Source organism: Thalassospira marina, from assembly GCF_002844375.1.
In the GTDB taxonomy this organism is placed as follows: domain Bacteria; phylum Pseudomonadota; class Alphaproteobacteria; order Rhodospirillales; family Thalassospiraceae; genus Thalassospira; species Thalassospira marina.
On the sequence record NZ_CP024199.1, the window covers coordinates 1131173 to 1147354 of the forward strand.

General features: G+C 56.3%; 16 protein-coding genes. 12 read left to right on the forward strand and 4 right to left on the reverse strand.

All coding sequences use genetic code 11. The features are described 5' to 3' along the window. Positions 1 to 47 precede the first annotated feature (47 nt). The 4 genes from CSC3H3_RS05025 (at position 48) to CSC3H3_RS05040 (ending at position 4359) form a co-directional block, all read left to right on the forward strand. Positions 48 to 1274 (forward strand): YeeE/YedE family protein, encoded by a 1227-nt coding sequence (locus CSC3H3_RS05025; protein WP_101284129.1) that lies wholly within the window; start codon positions 48 to 50, stop codon positions 1272 to 1274. Next, a complete protein-coding gene (locus CSC3H3_RS24820) occupies positions 1271 to 1810 on the forward strand; it encodes a hypothetical protein (protein WP_215907561.1) in 540 nt (179 codons plus the stop codon). The genes CSC3H3_RS05025 and CSC3H3_RS24820 overlap by 4 nt, the downstream gene beginning before the upstream one ends. Positions 1811 to 2238: 428 nt before the next feature. Further along, positions 2239 to 4065 carry a DEAD/DEAH box helicase gene (locus CSC3H3_RS05035; protein WP_342751365.1) on the forward strand — a complete coding sequence of 609 codons (1827 nt, stop codon included), beginning with the start codon at positions 2239 to 2241 and terminating at the stop codon, positions 4063 to 4065. Positions 4066 to 4149: 84 nt separating this feature from the next. Beyond that, positions 4150 to 4359 carry a cold-shock protein gene (locus CSC3H3_RS05040; RefSeq protein ID WP_101264070.1) on the forward strand — a complete coding sequence of 70 codons (210 nt, stop codon included), beginning with the start codon at positions 4150 to 4152 and terminating at the stop codon, positions 4357 to 4359. Positions 4360 to 4654: 295 nt separating this feature from the next. On the opposite strand, the gene CSC3H3_RS05045 is transcribed toward CSC3H3_RS05040, so the two are convergent. After that, on the reverse strand, positions 4655 to 5335 hold the full coding sequence (locus CSC3H3_RS05045; protein ID WP_245881278.1) for a FadR/GntR family transcriptional regulator: 681 nt from the start codon (positions 5333 to 5335) through the stop codon (positions 4655 to 4657). Between the two features lie 199 nt (positions 5336 to 5534). Here CSC3H3_RS05045 and CSC3H3_RS05050 point away from each other — a divergent pair, with 199 nt between their 5' ends. The 6 genes from CSC3H3_RS05050 to CSC3H3_RS05075 all read left to right on the forward strand — a co-directional run bounded on the left by CSC3H3_RS05050 (position 5535) and on the right by CSC3H3_RS05075 (position 10299). Then, positions 5535 to 6320: a transporter substrate-binding domain-containing protein gene (locus tag CSC3H3_RS05050; protein ID WP_101284133.1), complete on the forward strand. Its 786-nt coding sequence runs from the start codon at positions 5535 to 5537 to the stop codon at positions 6318 to 6320. Positions 6321 to 6352: 32 nt separating this feature from the next. Then, positions 6353 to 7024 carry an amino acid ABC transporter permease gene (locus tag CSC3H3_RS05055; protein ID WP_101264073.1) on the forward strand — a complete coding sequence of 224 codons (672 nt, stop codon included), beginning with the start codon at positions 6353 to 6355 and terminating at the stop codon, positions 7022 to 7024. After that, positions 7017 to 7670 carry an amino acid ABC transporter permease gene (locus CSC3H3_RS05060; protein ID WP_101264074.1) on the forward strand — a complete coding sequence of 218 codons (654 nt, stop codon included), beginning with the start codon at positions 7017 to 7019 and terminating at the stop codon, positions 7668 to 7670. The genes CSC3H3_RS05055 and CSC3H3_RS05060 overlap by 8 nt, the downstream gene beginning before the upstream one ends. Beyond that, complete coding sequence (locus CSC3H3_RS05065) at positions 7657 to 8388, forward strand: amino acid ABC transporter ATP-binding protein (RefSeq protein WP_101284135.1); 732 nt, start codon at positions 7657 to 7659, stop codon at positions 8386 to 8388. The genes CSC3H3_RS05060 and CSC3H3_RS05065 overlap by 14 nt, the downstream gene beginning before the upstream one ends. A gap of 156 nt (positions 8389 to 8544) precedes the next feature. After that, on the forward strand, positions 8545 to 9786 hold the full coding sequence (locus CSC3H3_RS05070; RefSeq protein WP_101284137.1) for an MFS transporter: 1242 nt from the start codon (positions 8545 to 8547) through the stop codon (positions 9784 to 9786). 30 nt (positions 9787 to 9816) lie between these two features. Next, positions 9817 to 10299, forward strand: coding sequence for a YaiI/YqxD family protein (locus CSC3H3_RS05075; RefSeq protein ID WP_245881279.1), 483 nt, complete (start codon positions 9817 to 9819; stop codon positions 10297 to 10299). 167 nt (positions 10300 to 10466) lie between these two features. Here CSC3H3_RS05075 and CSC3H3_RS05080 read toward each other — a convergent pair whose 3' ends face one another. Beyond that, positions 10467 to 11921 carry an aldehyde dehydrogenase gene (locus CSC3H3_RS05080; RefSeq protein WP_101284141.1) on the reverse strand — a complete coding sequence of 485 codons (1455 nt, stop codon included), beginning with the start codon at positions 11919 to 11921 and terminating at the stop codon, positions 10467 to 10469. A gap of 291 nt (positions 11922 to 12212) precedes the next feature. Between CSC3H3_RS05080 and CSC3H3_RS05085 the strand changes: the two genes are divergently transcribed. Together CSC3H3_RS05085 and CSC3H3_RS05090 are read left to right on the forward strand one after the other, a co-directional pair. Further along, complete coding sequence (locus CSC3H3_RS05085) at positions 12213 to 13421, forward strand: helix-turn-helix domain-containing protein (RefSeq protein ID WP_245881280.1); 1209 nt, start codon at positions 12213 to 12215, stop codon at positions 13419 to 13421. 120 nt (positions 13422 to 13541) lie between these two features. After that, positions 13542 to 14333: a DUF3750 domain-containing protein gene (locus CSC3H3_RS05090; RefSeq protein ID WP_245881281.1), complete on the forward strand. Its 792-nt coding sequence runs from the start codon at positions 13542 to 13544 to the stop codon at positions 14331 to 14333. Between the two features lie 92 nt (positions 14334 to 14425). Here the strand turns inward: CSC3H3_RS05090 and CSC3H3_RS05095 are convergent, their stop codons facing one another. Beyond that, positions 14426 to 15466 carry an NADP-dependent oxidoreductase gene (locus CSC3H3_RS05095; protein ID WP_101286101.1) on the reverse strand — a complete coding sequence of 347 codons (1041 nt, stop codon included), beginning with the start codon at positions 15464 to 15466 and terminating at the stop codon, positions 14426 to 14428. Between the two features lie 116 nt (positions 15467 to 15582). Beyond that, positions 15583 to 16119: a TspO/MBR family protein gene (locus CSC3H3_RS05100; protein ID WP_101284145.1), complete on the reverse strand. Its 537-nt coding sequence runs from the start codon at positions 16117 to 16119 to the stop codon at positions 15583 to 15585. Positions 16120 to 16182: the final 63 nt, after the last annotated feature.

Below are 16182 nucleotides of genomic sequence, written 5' to 3' on the forward strand. Positions count from 1 at the left end.
GAAAACGGCCCCGGGCCGGTTAAAAAGATAAAATTTCAGGATCAATCATGGCTGATACAAGTGGGGCAAGCGCCCGTGCACAGGCTGCACCTCTGCCTCCCTTTACCTTCGATCGTGGACCGGCTGCCATTTGCGCGGTCATCTTTGCTGCGGTGGCTATGGTCATTGCGCAGGCGGTCAGCCTGCATCAGATGGTGGTCTATCTGATTGGCGGGGTATTGGGCCTGGCATTATATCACGCATCCTTTGGTTTTACTGGTGGCTGGCGCCGCATGGTGGTTGAACGGCGCGGGCGTGCCATGCGCGCCCAGCTTTTGATGGTCGCTGTTGCTGCCATTGCCTTCATTCCGCTGCTTGGCTTTGGCTCGCCCTTTGGCGGGTCGCTGGTCGGGGCGTTGGCGCCGGTTGGTGTGTCGGTGCTTGTTGGCGCGCTGATCTTTGGTTTTGGCATGCAGCTTGGCGGTGGGTGTGGTTCCGGCACCCTGTTTACCGCCGGGGGCGGTTCGGCCCGCATGCTGGTGACGCTGGCATTTTTTGTAATTGGTGCGCTGCTTGGCACTGCCCATCTGCCCATGTGGTTAACCCTGCCATCGCTTCCTACGGTGGGCCTTGGGTCGGTTTTTGGTCCGCTGGGCGGGGTTGTTGTCACCCTGGTAGCGCTGGCACTGGTGGCACTGGTCACCATTTTTGTTGAACGCGCTGCGCATGGTTCGCTTGAAACGGTTTCTGCCCCGTCCCGTCAGGGCATGGTGCGGTTCCTTCATGGTCCGTGGCCGCTGGTCGGCACCGGGCTTTTGCTGGCATTGATGAATGTGGTGACGCTTCTGGTCACCGGGCATCCCTGGTCCATTACTTTCGGTTTTGGTGTTTGGGGGGCAAAGATCGCCCAGGCGATGGGTGTTGGTGTTGAAAACTGGGCCTTCTGGAACTGGCCTGGTCCGGCGCGCGCCTTGCATAATTCGGTGCTGGCCGATGATACCTCGGTCATGAATTTCGGCATTCTTATCGGGGCTGCTTTGGCATCGGCCCTTGCGGGCAAATTTGCCCCGAAGGTGCGGGTGCCGCTGGCATCCCTGATTGCGGCGGCCATTGGTGGTGTGCTGATGGGCTATGGGGCGCGGCTTGCATTTGGTTGCAATATCGGCGCGCTGTTTAGCGGCATTGCCTCGGGCAGCCTGCATGGCTGGCTGTGGTTTGCGGCTGCCTTTGCCGGTAGTGCGCTTGGCATTGCCGTTCGTCCGGTTTTTGGTCTCGATGGATTTAAAAAGAAATGACCGATCGTAATTATCTGCTTTATGGCGCGGTTTTTCTGGCAGCCACCGGCGCAATTGCCGCCGACCATTTCAGCCATGCCGGTGCCAACCCGCCCGCTATCGCCCGTCCGGCCGCATCGCCTGCACCTGCACAGGCACCGTCATCGGGCGGCAATCCGTGCGCGGCCGGGAACCCTTGCGCGACATCAAACCCGTGTGCAGCCGGTAACCCGTGTGCCGCTGCCAGCCCCTGCATGGCCAACCCTTGCGGTGCGGCGGGCGTTGATGGCAACCCGTGCGCCGGTTTTAACCCCTGCGCGGCCGAAAATCCCTGTGCTGCTTATAACCCCTGTGGGGCGGCAAACCCATGTGCTGCGACCAATCCCTGTGCCGCTTTAAACCCATGCGCAGCAGGGGCCAATCCTTGCGGTGCCTATAATCCGTGTGGTGCAGGCAACCCCTGCGCCCCGGCCGAAAACCCGTGCGCGGCAAGCAACCCTTGTGCTGCGGGCAATCCGTGTGCTGCCTATAACCCTTGTGGTGCGATGGGGCAGTGAGAACATGCCGTCCAGATTCGGCAAATTTGACGGGGCAGGGTTGATTTTGCCGGATCGGTTTGTGCCAAAAGCTGAATTTATAGAATGGCACCGGAACAATGTTTTTTTGGATGCAAAACTCTGAGTTTGGCGACTTGAAGGCGAAGGCCTTGGGGATGCACAAAAATATCCCGTTTGACAATCCGGGGAAACTCTGCGCATTTTACGGGCGTCATTTGATTGCTCCAGTAGCGTAGAGGGAACGTTAACCTGTTCCAGCCTGTCGAGCGGTTACGGAAGAACAGCATGGAACTGCCCTGCTACGCGGGTAATTCGGAAGAGATGCAAGGCGCAGACCTGTATACGAAACATATCAAGGGCCGATTCCCTTTGTCTGCTGCCGCAAACCTAAGAGAACTATTTATTTGACCCAGTTTTCGGATCTCGGCTTGGCCGAGCCCGTACTTCGAGCATTATCGCACGAAGGGTACGCTACGCCGACGCCGATCCAGGCACAGGCGATTCCTTCCCTGTTGGAAGGCAAGGATCTTCTGGGCATCGCCCAGACCGGCACCGGCAAGACTGCTGCCTTTGCATTGCCGACTCTTGACCGTCTTTCAAAATCCGACAAACGGACTGCGCCACGCCATTGCCGCGTGCTGGTGCTCGCGCCCACGCGTGAACTTGCCGCCCAGATTGGCGACAGCTTCCGTGCCTATGGCCGTTTCACCAAAACCAGTGTGGCCGTTGTTGTTGGTGGTGTGGCCCATGGCCCGCAGATCAAGGCATTGGCACCGGGTGTCGATGTGCTTGTCGCAACGCCGGGCCGTCTGCTTGACCATATTGATGCCGGCAAGCTCAGCCTTGCTCAGGTTGAGGTCGTTGTGCTTGACGAAGCCGATCACATGCTTGATCTGGGCTTCTTGCCACCGATCCGCCGCATTATCAAGTTGCTGCCCAAATCCCGGCAGAACCTGTTTTTCTCGGCTACCATGCCGACCCAGATTGGTCAGCTTGCGGGCGATATGCTGCGCGAACCGGTCAAGGTTTCCGTCACCCCTGTTGCCACCACGGCAGAGCGGGTTGAGCAGTCGGTTTACCTGATCGAAGCATCGCGCAAGCGCGCACTGCTGGCTGAATTGCTGGATAATCCGGCCTTTGTCCGTACCCTGGTTTTTACCCGTACCAAACGGGGTGCCGACCGGGTGGCAAAGCATCTGGAAGCCAATAAAATCAGCGCATCGGCGATTCATGGCAATAAAAGCCAGAATCAGCGCGAACGTGCCCTTGCCGCCTTCAAGGACGGGCAGGTGCAGGTGCTGGTCGCAACTGATATCGCCGCGCGCGGTATTGACGTTGATGGTGTTACCCATGTCGTCAATTACGAATTGCCCAACGTTCCTGAAAGCTATGTGCACCGTATTGGCCGTACCGCCCGTGGCGGTGCCGCTGGTCAGGCGATTGCGTTTTGTGCCGATGATGAACGTTCGCTTCTGCGCGATATTGAGCGTACCACCCGCCAGTCGATTCCGGTAATTGACCGTCGTGATCCCGAGGCAGCTGCCTTGCAGGAAGCTGAAAATGCGACCCTGCGCGGACAGCGCGAAGGCCAGGGTGCAGGCGGGCGTCGCCCCGCACGGGGTGGCCGTGGTGCAGCGGGCGGCGAAAATGCTGGCCGGTCGCGCAATGGTGGCAATGGCAACGGTGGCCGTGGCAACAATGCCAATGCCCGCCGCAGCCAGGGTGCATCTGCCGCATCCACCACAGCCGAAGGCAAAGCCGGGCAGGGCCGTTATAAGGGCGGGCGCAAGCCTGCGAACGCAGCCGAAGGGCAGCGCCCGGTTGAAAATTCGCGCAATGATGCCGGTCAGAATGACGGGGCATCTGCCAATGCGCCAGCACGTGCAGGCCGCAAAACCGGTTTTACCCCGCGTAACCGCGATGGTGCCCCGGCGCGTGGTCGTAATGGTGCGCGCGATAGCCGCGAGGGCAGCGATGCCCGTGGCAATGCGCCGCGCAACAATCAACGTAACGAGCGTAATGATCGCCGCAGCGCCGATGATGGCAGCCAGAACCGGATCGCATCGAATGTTGCGTTTCTGGGCAAGGCGCCGGCTGGAAATTCCGGCAACGGTGTGGGTGCAGGGCGTACGGCAACTGCCGATGCCTCGCGCGGTAATCGCAATACACGAAATTCCGGGCAGGGCCGGGGAGCGCGGGATGCTTCCGGTCAGGCACGGGTGAAAAACGGAAACCGGTCGCGCCATTCGGCGTAATCGGTCTTCCAAAGGAATGGACCGGACCTATGAAGGGTTCTGTCTAACAGTTTGTGCCAACATATACTCATAGGAGAGACTAAAATGGCAACTGGTATCGTTAAATGGTTCAACGCAACCAAAGGTTATGGTTTCATTCAGCCGGATGAAGGCGGAAACGACGTATTCCTGCACATCAGCGCTGTTGAACGCGCTGGCCTGCGTCACCCGCAGGAAGGCGACAAGATCAACTACGAACTGCGCACCGACTCCCGTTCGGGTCGCGTTTCGGCTGACGATCTGTCCGCTGCCTAATTCGGTTCGTCATCCTGTGGGGTGGCACTGAAATTACAATCCCCGCCCGGGAAACCGCGCGGGGATTGTTTTATTTTGGGCCTTTTACAGGCCTGTCCGTCTGGCGCTGGCGTCGGGTATGGCAGGGCAGGCCGGTAAAAGCCCCTTATTGCTTCTGGCTGGTGCTCGCGCATCTGTTGTGGTGTGCTGAATATGCATTGTCGGCGTGCTGGCGATTCATGCTGTTGCTATTTGGTGCCCAAAGTCTTTTCCTGAATGTTCGCGTGCTACCATGATGACGGCGAGTGGCGGGTCTTTACGGGCGCAGAAACGCGATATTGGCGCGGGTTGCTGCACTCAGGACGTGGAAATGCATGGCATCGCGGGCGCGCGATGGGTTGCGTTCGCGCACAAAGCGTAAAACCTGTTCATGTTCCTGCAATGGGGCCTGAATCGCCGCTGCATTGGCGAAAGGCAGCATCTGGTTTTCGTGAATGCTTTGCGCGGTTGGATGCATGGCCTTGGCAAAAAGTGGGTTATCCGCCGCCTGTAGCAGAATATTGTGAAATTCCGTATCAGCCTTGGCAGCGTAAAACAGGTTATCATCGAGCAGGGCCTGTCGCATTTCTTCAATGCTGTTTTGTAAGGCCGTTAAATGCAGGTTGGTGCGGGCCTGTGCGGCCAGCCCGGCGACATAGGGTTCGATCGCCAGACGAAACTGGTAGACCTGTGCTGCATGCCGCGTCGATTGGGCATCGCGTGGGGTGCCATCCTGCGGGTCGGCGACAAACACCCCCTTGCCTGCCAGAATTCTGACCAGTCCGAATGCCTCCAGCGTTGCCAGGGCTTCGCGCAGGCTGGCCCGGCTGACATTAAGCTCGCCCGCCAGCATACGCTGCGAAGGCAGCGAGTCTCCGCTTTGCAATCCCTTGGTTTTGATCAGTTTTCTTATGTCCCGGGCGGCGCGTTCGGGGGCGCTTTCGTTTTGCGTCATCATTTTTCCGTTATCTGGTCTGACCAGTTGATAGGATTCATCAGAAATAATTTTTCCTTGTTTTTCAACATTTTTTGAAAAATTGAACGCAAAATTCTCAATGCTTCAAAATTTGACATGGACAATAGCATAAAAATTATGCACCACTTAGGCATGGTTAAAAAATAAACTTTTCACCAGATATAAAAAATCGGAGAGGCAGATGAAGAACTTCCTGAAGGTAACCATTGCCGCAATGGCAATGATGGCGGCCCCGCTGGCCGGTGCATCGGCAGCAGGCGCACTTGATGCGATCAAGGATGCCGGTGTCATTAAAATTGCGGTGCCGCAGGATTTTCCGCCGTTTGGCACCGTTGGCACAGACATGCAGCCGCAGGGCTATGACATCGACATGGCAAAGCTGATTGCCGATGATCTGGGCGTTAAGCTGGAAATGGTGCCGGTCACCACCAATAACCGCATTCCTTACCTGACGACGGGCAAGGTTGATCTGGTGATTTCAACGCTGGGCAAAAACCCGGACCGCGAAAAGGTTATTGATTTTACCGATCCCTATGCGCCGTTCTTTAACGGTGTTTTCGGCCCGGCCGACATTAACATCAAAGGCCCCGAAGATCTGAGCGGCCATACCCTGGGTGTAACGCGCGCAACCATCGAAGACATGGAACTGCAGAAAATTGCCCCCAAAGACGTTGATATCAAACGTTATGAAGACAACAACGCCACCATTTCCGCCTTCCTTTCGGGCCAGGTTGAAGTTGTTGCCACCGGTAACGTAACGGCAGCGGCGATTATCGCGCGTAACCCGCCGCGCAAACCGGAACCGAAATTCCTGATTAAAAATTCACCCTGCTATGTCGGCCTGAACAAGGAAGAGCCGGAACTTAAAGCCAAGGTGAATGAAATCATCGCTGCTTCCCTGAAGGATGGCCGCCTGAACGCCATTTCCGAAAAATGGCTGGGCAACCCGCTTCCGGAAAAGTTCTGATCTGATACCGACAACCAGGTGACTGCGTTTCAATGGCTTATCAATTTGATTTTGGCGCAATTCTTCCGCACTGGAAATTGCTGCTGGACGGGGTGGTTCTGACCACCGAACTGGCAGCCATTGGCGCAGTGGCCGGCGTTGGACTGGGCATTTTGGGGGCGTGGGCACGAACAGCCCGCCCCCCGGTTATCAGCCAGCTTGTGGCGATTTATGTGGAACTGATCCGCAATACCCCCTTTCTGGTGCAGTTGTTTTTCATTTTTTTCGGTTTGCCGGCCCTGGGCCTGAAGCTGACCGAATTTCAGGCCGCCGCATTGGCAATGATTGTTAATCTTGGCGCCTATTCCACGGAAATCGTGCGTGCGGGCATCCAGGCCATTCCCGCCGGTCAGATCGAGGCCGCCCAAAGCCTGGCCATGAACCGGGTGCAGATTTTCCGTTACATTATTATTCGTCCGGCTTTGAAAAAAATCTGGCCTGCGCTTTCAAGCCAGGTGGTGATTGTCATGCTGGGATCATCGGTCTGCTCGCAGATCGCGGCCGAGGAACTGACCTTTGCTGCCAATTATATCCAGGGCATGAATTTCCGCGCATTCGAGGTCTATTTCGTCACCACGGGCCTTTATCTCGTGATGTCGATCCTGCTGCGCCAGATCCTCAAAGTTTTCGGCAACTTCCTGTTTGAACGGCGGCACCATGCCTGAATTTACCCTATGGGACATTGTCCATAACCTGCTTTTGGCTGCGCGCTGGACGGTGCTGTTATCACTGGTGGCCTTTGTGCTGGGCAGTATTGTTGGCCTGGCATTGCTTCTGGTGCGCACGGCGGGCAATCGCTGGGCGGTGCGGGTTGTGCGGGGCTATGTCGAACTGTTTCAGGGCACACCGCTTTTGATGCAGCTTTTCATCGTCTTTTTCGGTTTGCCGCTGATCGGGATTGATGTGTCGCCCTGGGTGGCGGCAACCTTCGGGTTAACGCTGTTTACCAGTGCGTTTCTGACCGAAATCTGGCGGGGCTGCGTTGAATCGGTTGCCAAAGGCCAGTGGGAGGCCTCAACCGCGCTGGGCATGAATTTTACCCAGCAAATGCGATACGTGATTTTACCCCAGGCACTGCGCATTGCCGTGCCGCCCACAGTTGGTTTTTCCGTGCAGGTGGTAAAAGGTACGGCGGTGACCTCGATCATTGGGTTTATCGAGCTGACTAAGGCCGGCACCATGATCACCAACGCCACCTATGCGCCCTTCACGGTTTATGGCTGCGTTGCCGTTTTATATTTCCTGATCTGTTATCCCCTGTCGCTTTATGCCCGCTACCTGGAAGGAAAGTTCCGCCATGTCACTCGTTGAGCTTCATGCCATTCATAAAAGCTTTGGCGCGTTACAGGTCCTCAAGGGCATTGATCTTAAAATCGATGAGGGGCAGGTTATTGCCCTGATCGGCAAAAGCGGGTCGGGCAAAAGCACGCTGTTGCGCACCATCAACGGCCTTGAAACCATTGATGACGGCACCATCATGGTGGCGGGCAAAAAGGTGGGCGACCATGACACCGACCTTTTGCAGTTGCGCCTGAATGTCGGCATGGTGTTTCAGCAGTTCAATCTGTTTCCCCATTATACCGCGCTCGAAAATGTGATGCTGTCGCCCCAGGTGGTGAAAAAGCAATCTAAGGCCGAAGCCCGCGAAATTGCCGAAGAAATGCTGGCAAAGGTCGGCCTGTCGGACAAAATGATGCATTATCCCGACCAGCTTTCAGGTGGGCAGCAACAGCGTGTTGCGATTGCCCGTGCGCTGGCCATGAAGCCGCGTGTTCTGCTGTGTGACGAGGTCACATCCGCCCTTGACCCCGAACTGGTCAATGAGGTTCTGGCCGTTGTGCGCCAATTGGCCGAAGAAGGCATGACGCTGGTAATGGTGACACACGAAATGCGCTTTGCCCGTGAAGTGTGCGATACCCTGGTTTTCATGCATCAGGGCCGCATTCATGAAAGTGGCAATCCCGAACATGTCTTTGCCAGCCCCAAAACCCCGGAACTGGCAAATTTTGTTGGCGGGCTGGCCGGTTAACCTGCACTGGCAACTATGTCGGCATCTGCGTGCTATCGGCAACGTTGCTGAAATATGACAATTCATTCCATTGCCGCCTTACCTGTTTTCCGGGCGATGCTTTGTGCCTAAAACTGCTTGCTGAAATAGATCGGGCAGGGACGGGTGCAGGTTAAGATGGCAATGGAAACAAACGACAAACCGGTTCTTTCCGGCCCTATTGCCTTTCTGGACCGTTATCCGTTTCTGGTGCTGGGCGTGGTGTTGCTGGGGGCCTTTTCATCGTCAACATCCGCGCCGCTTGGCGGGTTGTTCGTGGTGGATGGTTTGGGGCAGGACCCCTGGAAAATCAGCCTTGCAGCCATCATCAAGGTGGTGGTGACCCTGTTTACCAACCGGTATTACGGCCGTGCCATTGATCGCGGCGTTCCGGTGCGCTGGCTTTTGCTATCGAGTGTGATCTGTTTTGTTGCGGGCATGGTTGTAATCGGCACTTTTCAGGTTTACTGGGTTTATGCCTTTATTGCCTCGGTGCTGATCGGGGTGGGGTCCGGGGCGTTATCGGTGGTGTATTCGTTTGGTCGCCTTTTTGCCGAACAGACCGGGCGCAACGTCAAAAAATTCAATTCCCTGTTACGCATGCAAACATCACTGGGCTGGATGGTTGGCCCGGCGGTGTCGCTATCGGTTTATGGGGCATTTGGTTTTACCTTCATTTATTTTGCCATTGCTGCTTTGGGGGTTGTCTGGCTGGTTTTTTGCCTGTGTGTGGTGCCTGCCGGGTTTAAAACCCACCATGCCGGTACTCTTGGTGCCAGTGCGGTTACCAAAATGAATACCGGTTTGCTGGTGGCGTGCATTCCCATCTTTTTAATTTCGACCGGGCATGTCGTGTTCCTGACCGCGATGCCGCTTTATTTTACCGCGTCACTGGGCTTGCCCCCCTCGGCGGCCGGGTTCGAGCTAACGGTAAAATGCTTTGTCGAAGTGATCGCCATCTATGCCTCTGTCGGGATCATCTCGCGGGTGGGCGAACGCAAAGGACTGATGATTGCGGCTCTGTGTGCGGTTGTTTTCTTTGTGCTGGTCTATCAGGCGCAGGATTTATGGCATGTGCTGGTATTAGGTGCGCTTGACGGGCTTTATTACGGCCTGTTTGCGGCCATTGGCATGACCTTTGTGCAAAATTTCGCCCGCAACCGGCCCGGCATGGCGACCAGTTATTATATCAGCACGCTTTTTGTTGGCGGGCTTAGTGGCAATTTGCTGATGGGGCTGGTGGCAAACTATTATTCCTATCATGCGACGGTGGTGGTATCGGGTGTGATTGTTGCCATTGGCGGCCTTGCCCTGTTGTTAATTGGCGATGCCCCACCTGAAGAAGACAATGCGGTTGCAAGCCCTGTATCATCTGCTTGACTTTGGCGTGTCTGGCGCGATGATCACGCCATGTCAGACATAGAATCAAATCCGCAAAAACAGATGCCACGCCTGTTTGTCGATGCCGATGCCTGCCCGGTAAAGGCCGAATGCGAACGCGTGGCTGAACGCCACCAGATGCAGATGTTTCTGGTATCAAATGGCGGCATTCGCCCGTCGCGCAATCCGTTGATCAAATGCATCTTTGTTCCGCCAGAACCCGATGCCGCCGATAACTGGATTGCCGAAAACGCGCAGGCCAACGACATTATCATTACCGCCGATATCCCGCTGGCATCACGTGGGCTGGAAATTGGGGCGCATGTTTTGGGCCCAACCGGCAAAGCCTTTACCGAAGCCAATATCGCCAATGCGCTGGCGGGTCGCGAAATTGCTGCCCATATGCGTGAAGTTACCGGCGAGCAGGGCCGCAATGCCGGTTTCACCCAGCAGGACAGATCGCGTTTTTCAAGCGCGCTGGAAGTAATGGTGCAAACCGCCCGCCGGGCTTAGGCATAGGACATAGGCATCGGCCCGCCTTTGATGGATATTTTGCCGTTTCGACCATGCCGGGCTGAAAAGGTTGCCCGATAACGGCAGGATGACACGGCAAAAAAGTAATGGCCCGCAGGAATGTTTCTGCGGGCCATCTTCATATTTCTGTATGTGAAATATGATTTCTAAAATGGATAATGGCGTTTGCCGTGCTGGATGGTCATCCAGCGGGTCTCGGTGAATTCATCAATCGCGGCTTTGCCACCAAACCGGCCATAGCCACTGGATTTTACCCCGCCAAACGGCATTTGCGCTTCGTCATGCACGGTTGGGCCATTGATATGGCAAATGCCGCTTTCAATTTGCCGGGCGACATCCATGGCGCGTGTGATGTTTTGCGAAAAAACGGCCGATGACAGGCCATATTCGCTGTCATTGGCGATACGGATGGCTTCATCATCGCCATTTGCACGCATGATGCACACGACAGGGCCGAAGCTTTCCTCGCGGTAAATGCGCATGGATGATGTGACATGGTCCAGCAGGGTAGCATCCATCAACGCCCCATTGGCCTTGCCGGACCCGGCGATAAGCTTTGCCCCCTTGGCAATGGCATCCTCGACCAGTTCTTCAATGCGGTGCGTTGCCTCGACCGTTACCACACCGCCCAGCACGTGTTTGCCTGCGGCAGGGTCACCTGCCGTCAGGGTTTTGGCCTTGGCGGCCAGTTTGGCGGCAAAATCATCGCCCACTTCATTGTCAACGATCAAGCGTTCGGTCGACATGCAAATCTGCCCCTGGTTCATATAGGCACCAAAGGCCGCGGCATTAACGGCTTCGTCAAGGTCGGCATCATCTAGCACCAAAAACGGGGCCTTGCCCCCCAGTTCCAGCAAAACCGGTTTCAGGTGCCGGGCGGCCAGTTCGGCAATGATGCGACCCACACGGGTAGAGCCGGTGAAATTGATGCGGCGAATGGCGGGATGCGCAATCAGGGCTTCGACAATTTCCGGGGCATCTTCGGGGGCATTGGTAATGACATTGACCACACCTTCGGGCGCACCGGCTTCGCGCAGGCAATCGCCAATCAAATGATGGATGGCGGGGCAAAGTTCGGATGCCTTTAAAATCACCGTGTTGCCGCAGGCAAGCGGCATGGCAATGGCCCGTGTACCCAAAATGACCGGGGCGTTCCAGGGTGCAATGCCTAATACCACACCGGCAGGCTGGCGAATGCCCATGGCAAAGCTGCCCGGCACATCGGATGGAATAACATCGCCGGTGATTTGCGTGGTCATGGCGGCGGCTTCACGCAGCATATTGGCAGCCAGATGGGCATTAAAGCCGCCCCACATGGCGGTGCTGCCGGTTTCGGCCAGCACGCGGCGGCCAAATTCCTCGCCCTTGCTTTCCATAATTTCGGCGGCTTTTTGTAAAATCGCCCGGCGCGCACCCGGCCCGGTTTTGGACCATGCCGGAAAGGCGCTGGCGGCGGCATCGGCAGCGCGAATGGCGTCTTCCCTGGTGGCGGCGGCGGCACGGGTTGCGACTTCGCCTGTCACCGGGTTTTTGCGTTCAAAGGTGCGGTTCTGGCTGGCGGGACTGTCGGTATTATTGATCAATAGGTTGATGTCATACATGGAAACGCGTTCCTCGCTGTTGCAGGCAGGGGCCTGGCTGTTTTCGGTGCCGCAATCTTTTGTTGCGTTTTATGCCATGGGGCTGCGCCCCTTGTCGGGGAACGACCCGCACACAGGGTAATGTTGATGTGGCAGGCTGTTTCCCCAACTTGATCCGGGCGATGTTGGTTGTTCTGTTGTTAGTAAGCCGGTGATTGGCAGCAATGTAAAGATAACCAGATTGACCTTTTTCGACAAAAAATTGCATAATTTTACCCATTCCAAACTGTTATGTTTGAGGGTGAAAAAGTAATGTTTCCTGCGGGATATGGCGAAAAAGACGGGCGAAAAGGCAGTGGCCGTGCTGGCGATGATGCGAGGTGCACTGCGGCCGAAATGCAGCATGCTGACGATGCCAAACGCCACCCCCGGATGGACCGTTTTGAACCGGCACTGGCAACACGCAACTGGCGCCTGGATGGTACGAAGGGCGACAGGGAAGGGCAAAGCGATCATTGCCATGCCGTGTTGCTGGAAACCGGGCAGGCGCGCATCAGCCTGCGTCACGGTGCAATCAATATGCAGGGGCCAGCCCTGATCTGGCTGCCGGTGGGCGAGGGGCGTTTGCTTGACATTGATGCGGGCGGGCGGGGCTATTTCCTGTCCCTGCCTGATGACATGATTGCGCGCAGCCTGAACCAGTATTTCCAGCCCGGTTCTGATGCGCCTGAACGTGAGGCGTTATTGAAGCCGCAAGGGGCGGAAAATGCAGCGTCGCCTGTTGACCACCCGGCATCTGAAAGCGGGCAGTGCGATGATGATGCGGAGCAGGCAATTGCCAACGGGGAGGTTGCCGGTGCATCGGGGCGAAGTGACAGCATATCAACGCGCAAGCCCCGACCCGGCGGCGACGGGGCGGCATTGCGGTTTATGGCCGATACCGTCCATAACATTGATCTGACCCGGCAGGCGCATGATGGTGAACAGGCGCGCCTGATTTTTGCGCTGATATTGGGGGAAATCCGCGCGAACGGGCAGGGAAGCAGCCTGATTATGGGCGCACAGATCATTGCCCTGCTGGCGATGATAACCCGGCTTGCCGATGGCTGGATGACGCAGGGGAATGCACAGGCGGCGGGGGCCCCAACACCAGCGCATGGCTCCGTCACATTGCACCGCTTTTTGCAGGTACTGGAAATTCATTTTCGCGAACACTGGAACGTGGCGGATTACGCCCATGCCCTTGGCACCAGTGAAAGGCGTTTGGCGCTGGCAACAGTGCGGGCGACGGGCAAGCCACCCTTGCAATTGATCCATGACCGGGTTTTGCACGAAGCCTGCCTGCGCCTGGAACAATCGCCACTGGCGGTTGCGCAGGTGGCCTATGGCCTTGGTTTTCGTGATCCTGCCTATTTCAACCGCTTCTTTAAACGGTATATGGCCATGGCACCGGGGGCCTGGCGGCGGCGGAAACGGGCCGGGCTGATACAAAATGATACAAGTTTTGCGGCCTGGCCGTGACGATGTGCGGTTGATTATTGCCTGCGGCGGACTACTTCAATTTTTCTGACATAAAAGTGAAATGGCAGCACAGGGTGGTCGGGGTACTCTGTTAAGCAATCGCAAAAATGGATGGATCATTTGAAACGCAGAACGACTGTATTATTGGGGCTGGTCATGGTGCTGGTTTTGCCATTTGGCATCAGCCTGGCGCAAAACCCGCCCGGTAACGACAACCCCAATGAAACCTGGCGCAATGCCCCGCGCCATTCAGCGGGCCTTGCGCCTGACCCGGTTGCCAATGCCGATACGGCCATTGTTCAGGTTTATGCTGCCTCGACCTATAGCTGGCGGGGCTATTTTGCCGTTCACACCTGGATCATCGTCAAGCATAGCGGGGCCAAGACCTTTACCCGGTATGACGTGGTCGGCTGGGGGGGCGGTAATGTTATTCGCACCAATTATGCGATCCCCGATGGTTTATGGTTTGGGTCGGAACCGGAAGTGCTGGTTGATCTGCGCGGGGAAGGCGTTGATGACATCATTGATGATGTCGAAAAAGCGGTTCAAACTTACCCCTATCCGCAGGAATATCGCAGTTATCCGGGGCCAAACAGCAACACCTTCATTGCCCATATCGGGCGTGAAGTGCCAGCACTTGACCTTGATATGCCCGCCAATGCGATTGGCAAGGATTACCGCGATATCACCAACCCGGTTGGCATGTCGCCTTCGGGGACCGGGGTGCAGGCAAACCTGTTTGGCGTGCTGGGCTTCACTGCTGGCCTGGAAGAAGGGCTGGAACTTAATATCCTGGGGCTTAATTTCGGCATCGACTTTAACCGCCCGGCCATTCGCCTGCCATCCATCGGGCGGCTGGGCCTGCCCAATAGTGGTTCGCTTGCCGCAGCAGATGCCAGCGAAAAACCGTAACGGGTTAACGTGATTAACCCTTAGTCATGCTTTAGCGCGAAAACAGCCGAAACACTGATGTTTCGGCTGTTTTTATGTGTGCGGGCAGGGGATCAGGCGGCGAGTTTTACAAGCATTTTGCCGGTATTTTTGCCATCAAACAGGCCGATAAAGGCATTGGGGGCGTTTTCCAGGCCTTCGAAAACGGTTTCTTCCCACCGTAGGGCACCTGCACGCACAAGGTCGATGCCTTCGCGGACAAATTCGGGGTAGGCGGCAAGGTGGTCGGACACAATGAAGCCTTCCATGCGGGCGCGCTGCGCGGTCAGGCGGAAAAGATTGGCAGGTCCGCTGGCATTTGCGCGGTTGTTATAAACCGAAATCATGCCGCAAACGGCAATGCGGGCATGCAGGTTGATATGGTCAAGCGCTGCTTCGAGATGGGCACCGCCAACATTTTCAAAATAAACATCAATGCCTTCGGGGGCCGCTTCGCCCAGCGCATCGGAAAGATTATCGGCTTCGCGGTAATTGATGACGGCGTCCACCCCGATAACATCGCGTAGCCATTTTGCTTTTTCAGGGTTGCCGGTGCTGCCAATGACGCGGCAATTTTTGGCCTTTGCCAACTGGCACACCATGGAGCCAACGGCCCCGGCCGCAGCGGATACAAAAACGGTTTCGCCGGGCTGGCATTCGGCAATCTTATCAAGGCCAACCCATGCCGTCAGGCCGGGCATGCCCAGCGGACCCAGAAAAACCTGTTCGGGGATATCGGGCGCATCGGGAATGGGGTGCAGATAATCGCGTTCGAGCAGGGCGTGGCTGCGCCAGCCGGTCATGGATGTAACAAGGTCGCCTTCAACAAAACGGCTGTCGCGCGAGGCAATGACCCGGCCAACAGCATGGCCTTCCAGCGGGGCATTTAACGAAAATGGCGGGATATAGCTTTTGCGTGGGGTCATGCGGCCACGCATATAGGGATCAACCGACATCCATATGTTTTCGACCAAGACTTCGCCATCCAGCGGTTTTAACACCGGGACATCGACCACGGAAAAATCATCGGGACTGGGGATGCCATCAGGGTAACGCAGCAGATGGATTTCCTGGGCTTTGTCGGGGATTTTCGCAAAAGAGGGCGTGTCGGTCATGGGGCCTCGGCAGGTTGGCATTTCATCTTTGACCGGATGTGAACCGCCATCCGGTCTGCCCCGGACCTAGGAAATTTGGTCCCCATGTGCAACCGTTTTCCCGCCCGAAACGGGATTTATCGGTTCATCCACCAGATGGCGCTATTTAACAGCGTGGCATATCCAACCCAGAATGCATAAGGGGCCAGCATCCATGCCGCGATGCGGTCTATGGGGGCAAACAGCAAAATATTGGCGATGATCAGTACCAATAATGGAACGATATCAACCATACCCGCCAAAGGCGATTGCGCCCCGAAAAACAGAAATGACCAGAACAGGTTCAATACCAGTTGTGCACCATAAATGATAAAAACCTGCCGCCCGCCAGTTGGCGCCAGAAAACCGGTTTTGCACCAGACCCGCCAGCCGGAAATAGCAATCAGGGCATAAATCACGGTCCAGACCGGGCCAAAAAGCCAGTCGGGCGGGGTGAAGAATGGTTTGGATAAAGTCGGATACCAGTCCGAAACACTGGTGGCCGTAACCGTGGCCGAGACGGACGAAATGATGGCGCATAAAACAAGAAATGCAATCAGCGCAAAGACCTTTGTGCGGTGGTTGGGGCGAAAGACGGGGCTGGAATTTTCAGACCCGGAAGATTGAAATGTCATGGTGCTGTCGCCTTGCAAACGGGGGGCAAAGGTGGGTTTGGCAACAAGTCAAAATACAAACGG

What these genes read in the sequence shown, in the direction of transcription:
- CSC3H3_RS05025 (WP_101284129.1), top strand. Translation starts at nt 48, where the DNA reads ATGGCTGATACAAGTGGGGCAAGCGCCCGTGCACAGGCTGCACCTCTG.
- CSC3H3_RS24820 (WP_215907561.1), top strand. Translation starts at nt 1,271, where the DNA reads ATGACCGATCGTAATTATCTGCTTTATGGCGCGGTTTTTCTGGCAGCC.
- CSC3H3_RS05040 (WP_101264070.1), top strand. Translation starts at nt 4,150, where the DNA reads ATGGCAACTGGTATCGTTAAATGGTTCAACGCAACCAAAGGTTATGGT.
- CSC3H3_RS05045 (WP_245881278.1), bottom strand. Translation starts at nt 5,335, where the DNA reads ATGATGACGCAAAACGAAAGCGCCCCCGAACGCGCCGCCCGGGACATA.
- CSC3H3_RS05050 (WP_101284133.1), top strand. Translation starts at nt 5,535, where the DNA reads ATGAAGAACTTCCTGAAGGTAACCATTGCCGCAATGGCAATGATGGCG.
- CSC3H3_RS05055 (WP_101264073.1), top strand. Translation starts at nt 6,353, where the DNA reads ATGGCTTATCAATTTGATTTTGGCGCAATTCTTCCGCACTGGAAATTG.
- CSC3H3_RS05060 (WP_101264074.1), top strand. Translation starts at nt 7,017, where the DNA reads ATGCCTGAATTTACCCTATGGGACATTGTCCATAACCTGCTTTTGGCT.
- CSC3H3_RS05065 (WP_101284135.1), top strand. Translation starts at nt 7,657, where the DNA reads ATGTCACTCGTTGAGCTTCATGCCATTCATAAAAGCTTTGGCGCGTTA.
- CSC3H3_RS05070 (WP_101284137.1), top strand. Translation starts at nt 8,545, where the DNA reads ATGGCAATGGAAACAAACGACAAACCGGTTCTTTCCGGCCCTATTGCC.
- CSC3H3_RS05075 (WP_245881279.1), top strand. Translation starts at nt 9,817, where the DNA reads ATGTCAGACATAGAATCAAATCCGCAAAAACAGATGCCACGCCTGTTT.
- CSC3H3_RS05080 (WP_101284141.1), bottom strand. Translation starts at nt 11,921, where the DNA reads ATGTATGACATCAACCTATTGATCAATAATACCGACAGTCCCGCCAGC.
- CSC3H3_RS05085 (WP_245881280.1), top strand. Translation starts at nt 12,213, where the DNA reads ATGTTTCCTGCGGGATATGGCGAAAAAGACGGGCGAAAAGGCAGTGGC.
- CSC3H3_RS05095 (WP_101286101.1), bottom strand. Translation starts at nt 15,466, where the DNA reads ATGACCGACACGCCCTCTTTTGCGAAAATCCCCGACAAAGCCCAGGAA.
- CSC3H3_RS05100 (WP_101284145.1), bottom strand. Translation starts at nt 16,119, where the DNA reads ATGACATTTCAATCTTCCGGGTCTGAAAATTCCAGCCCCGTCTTTCGC.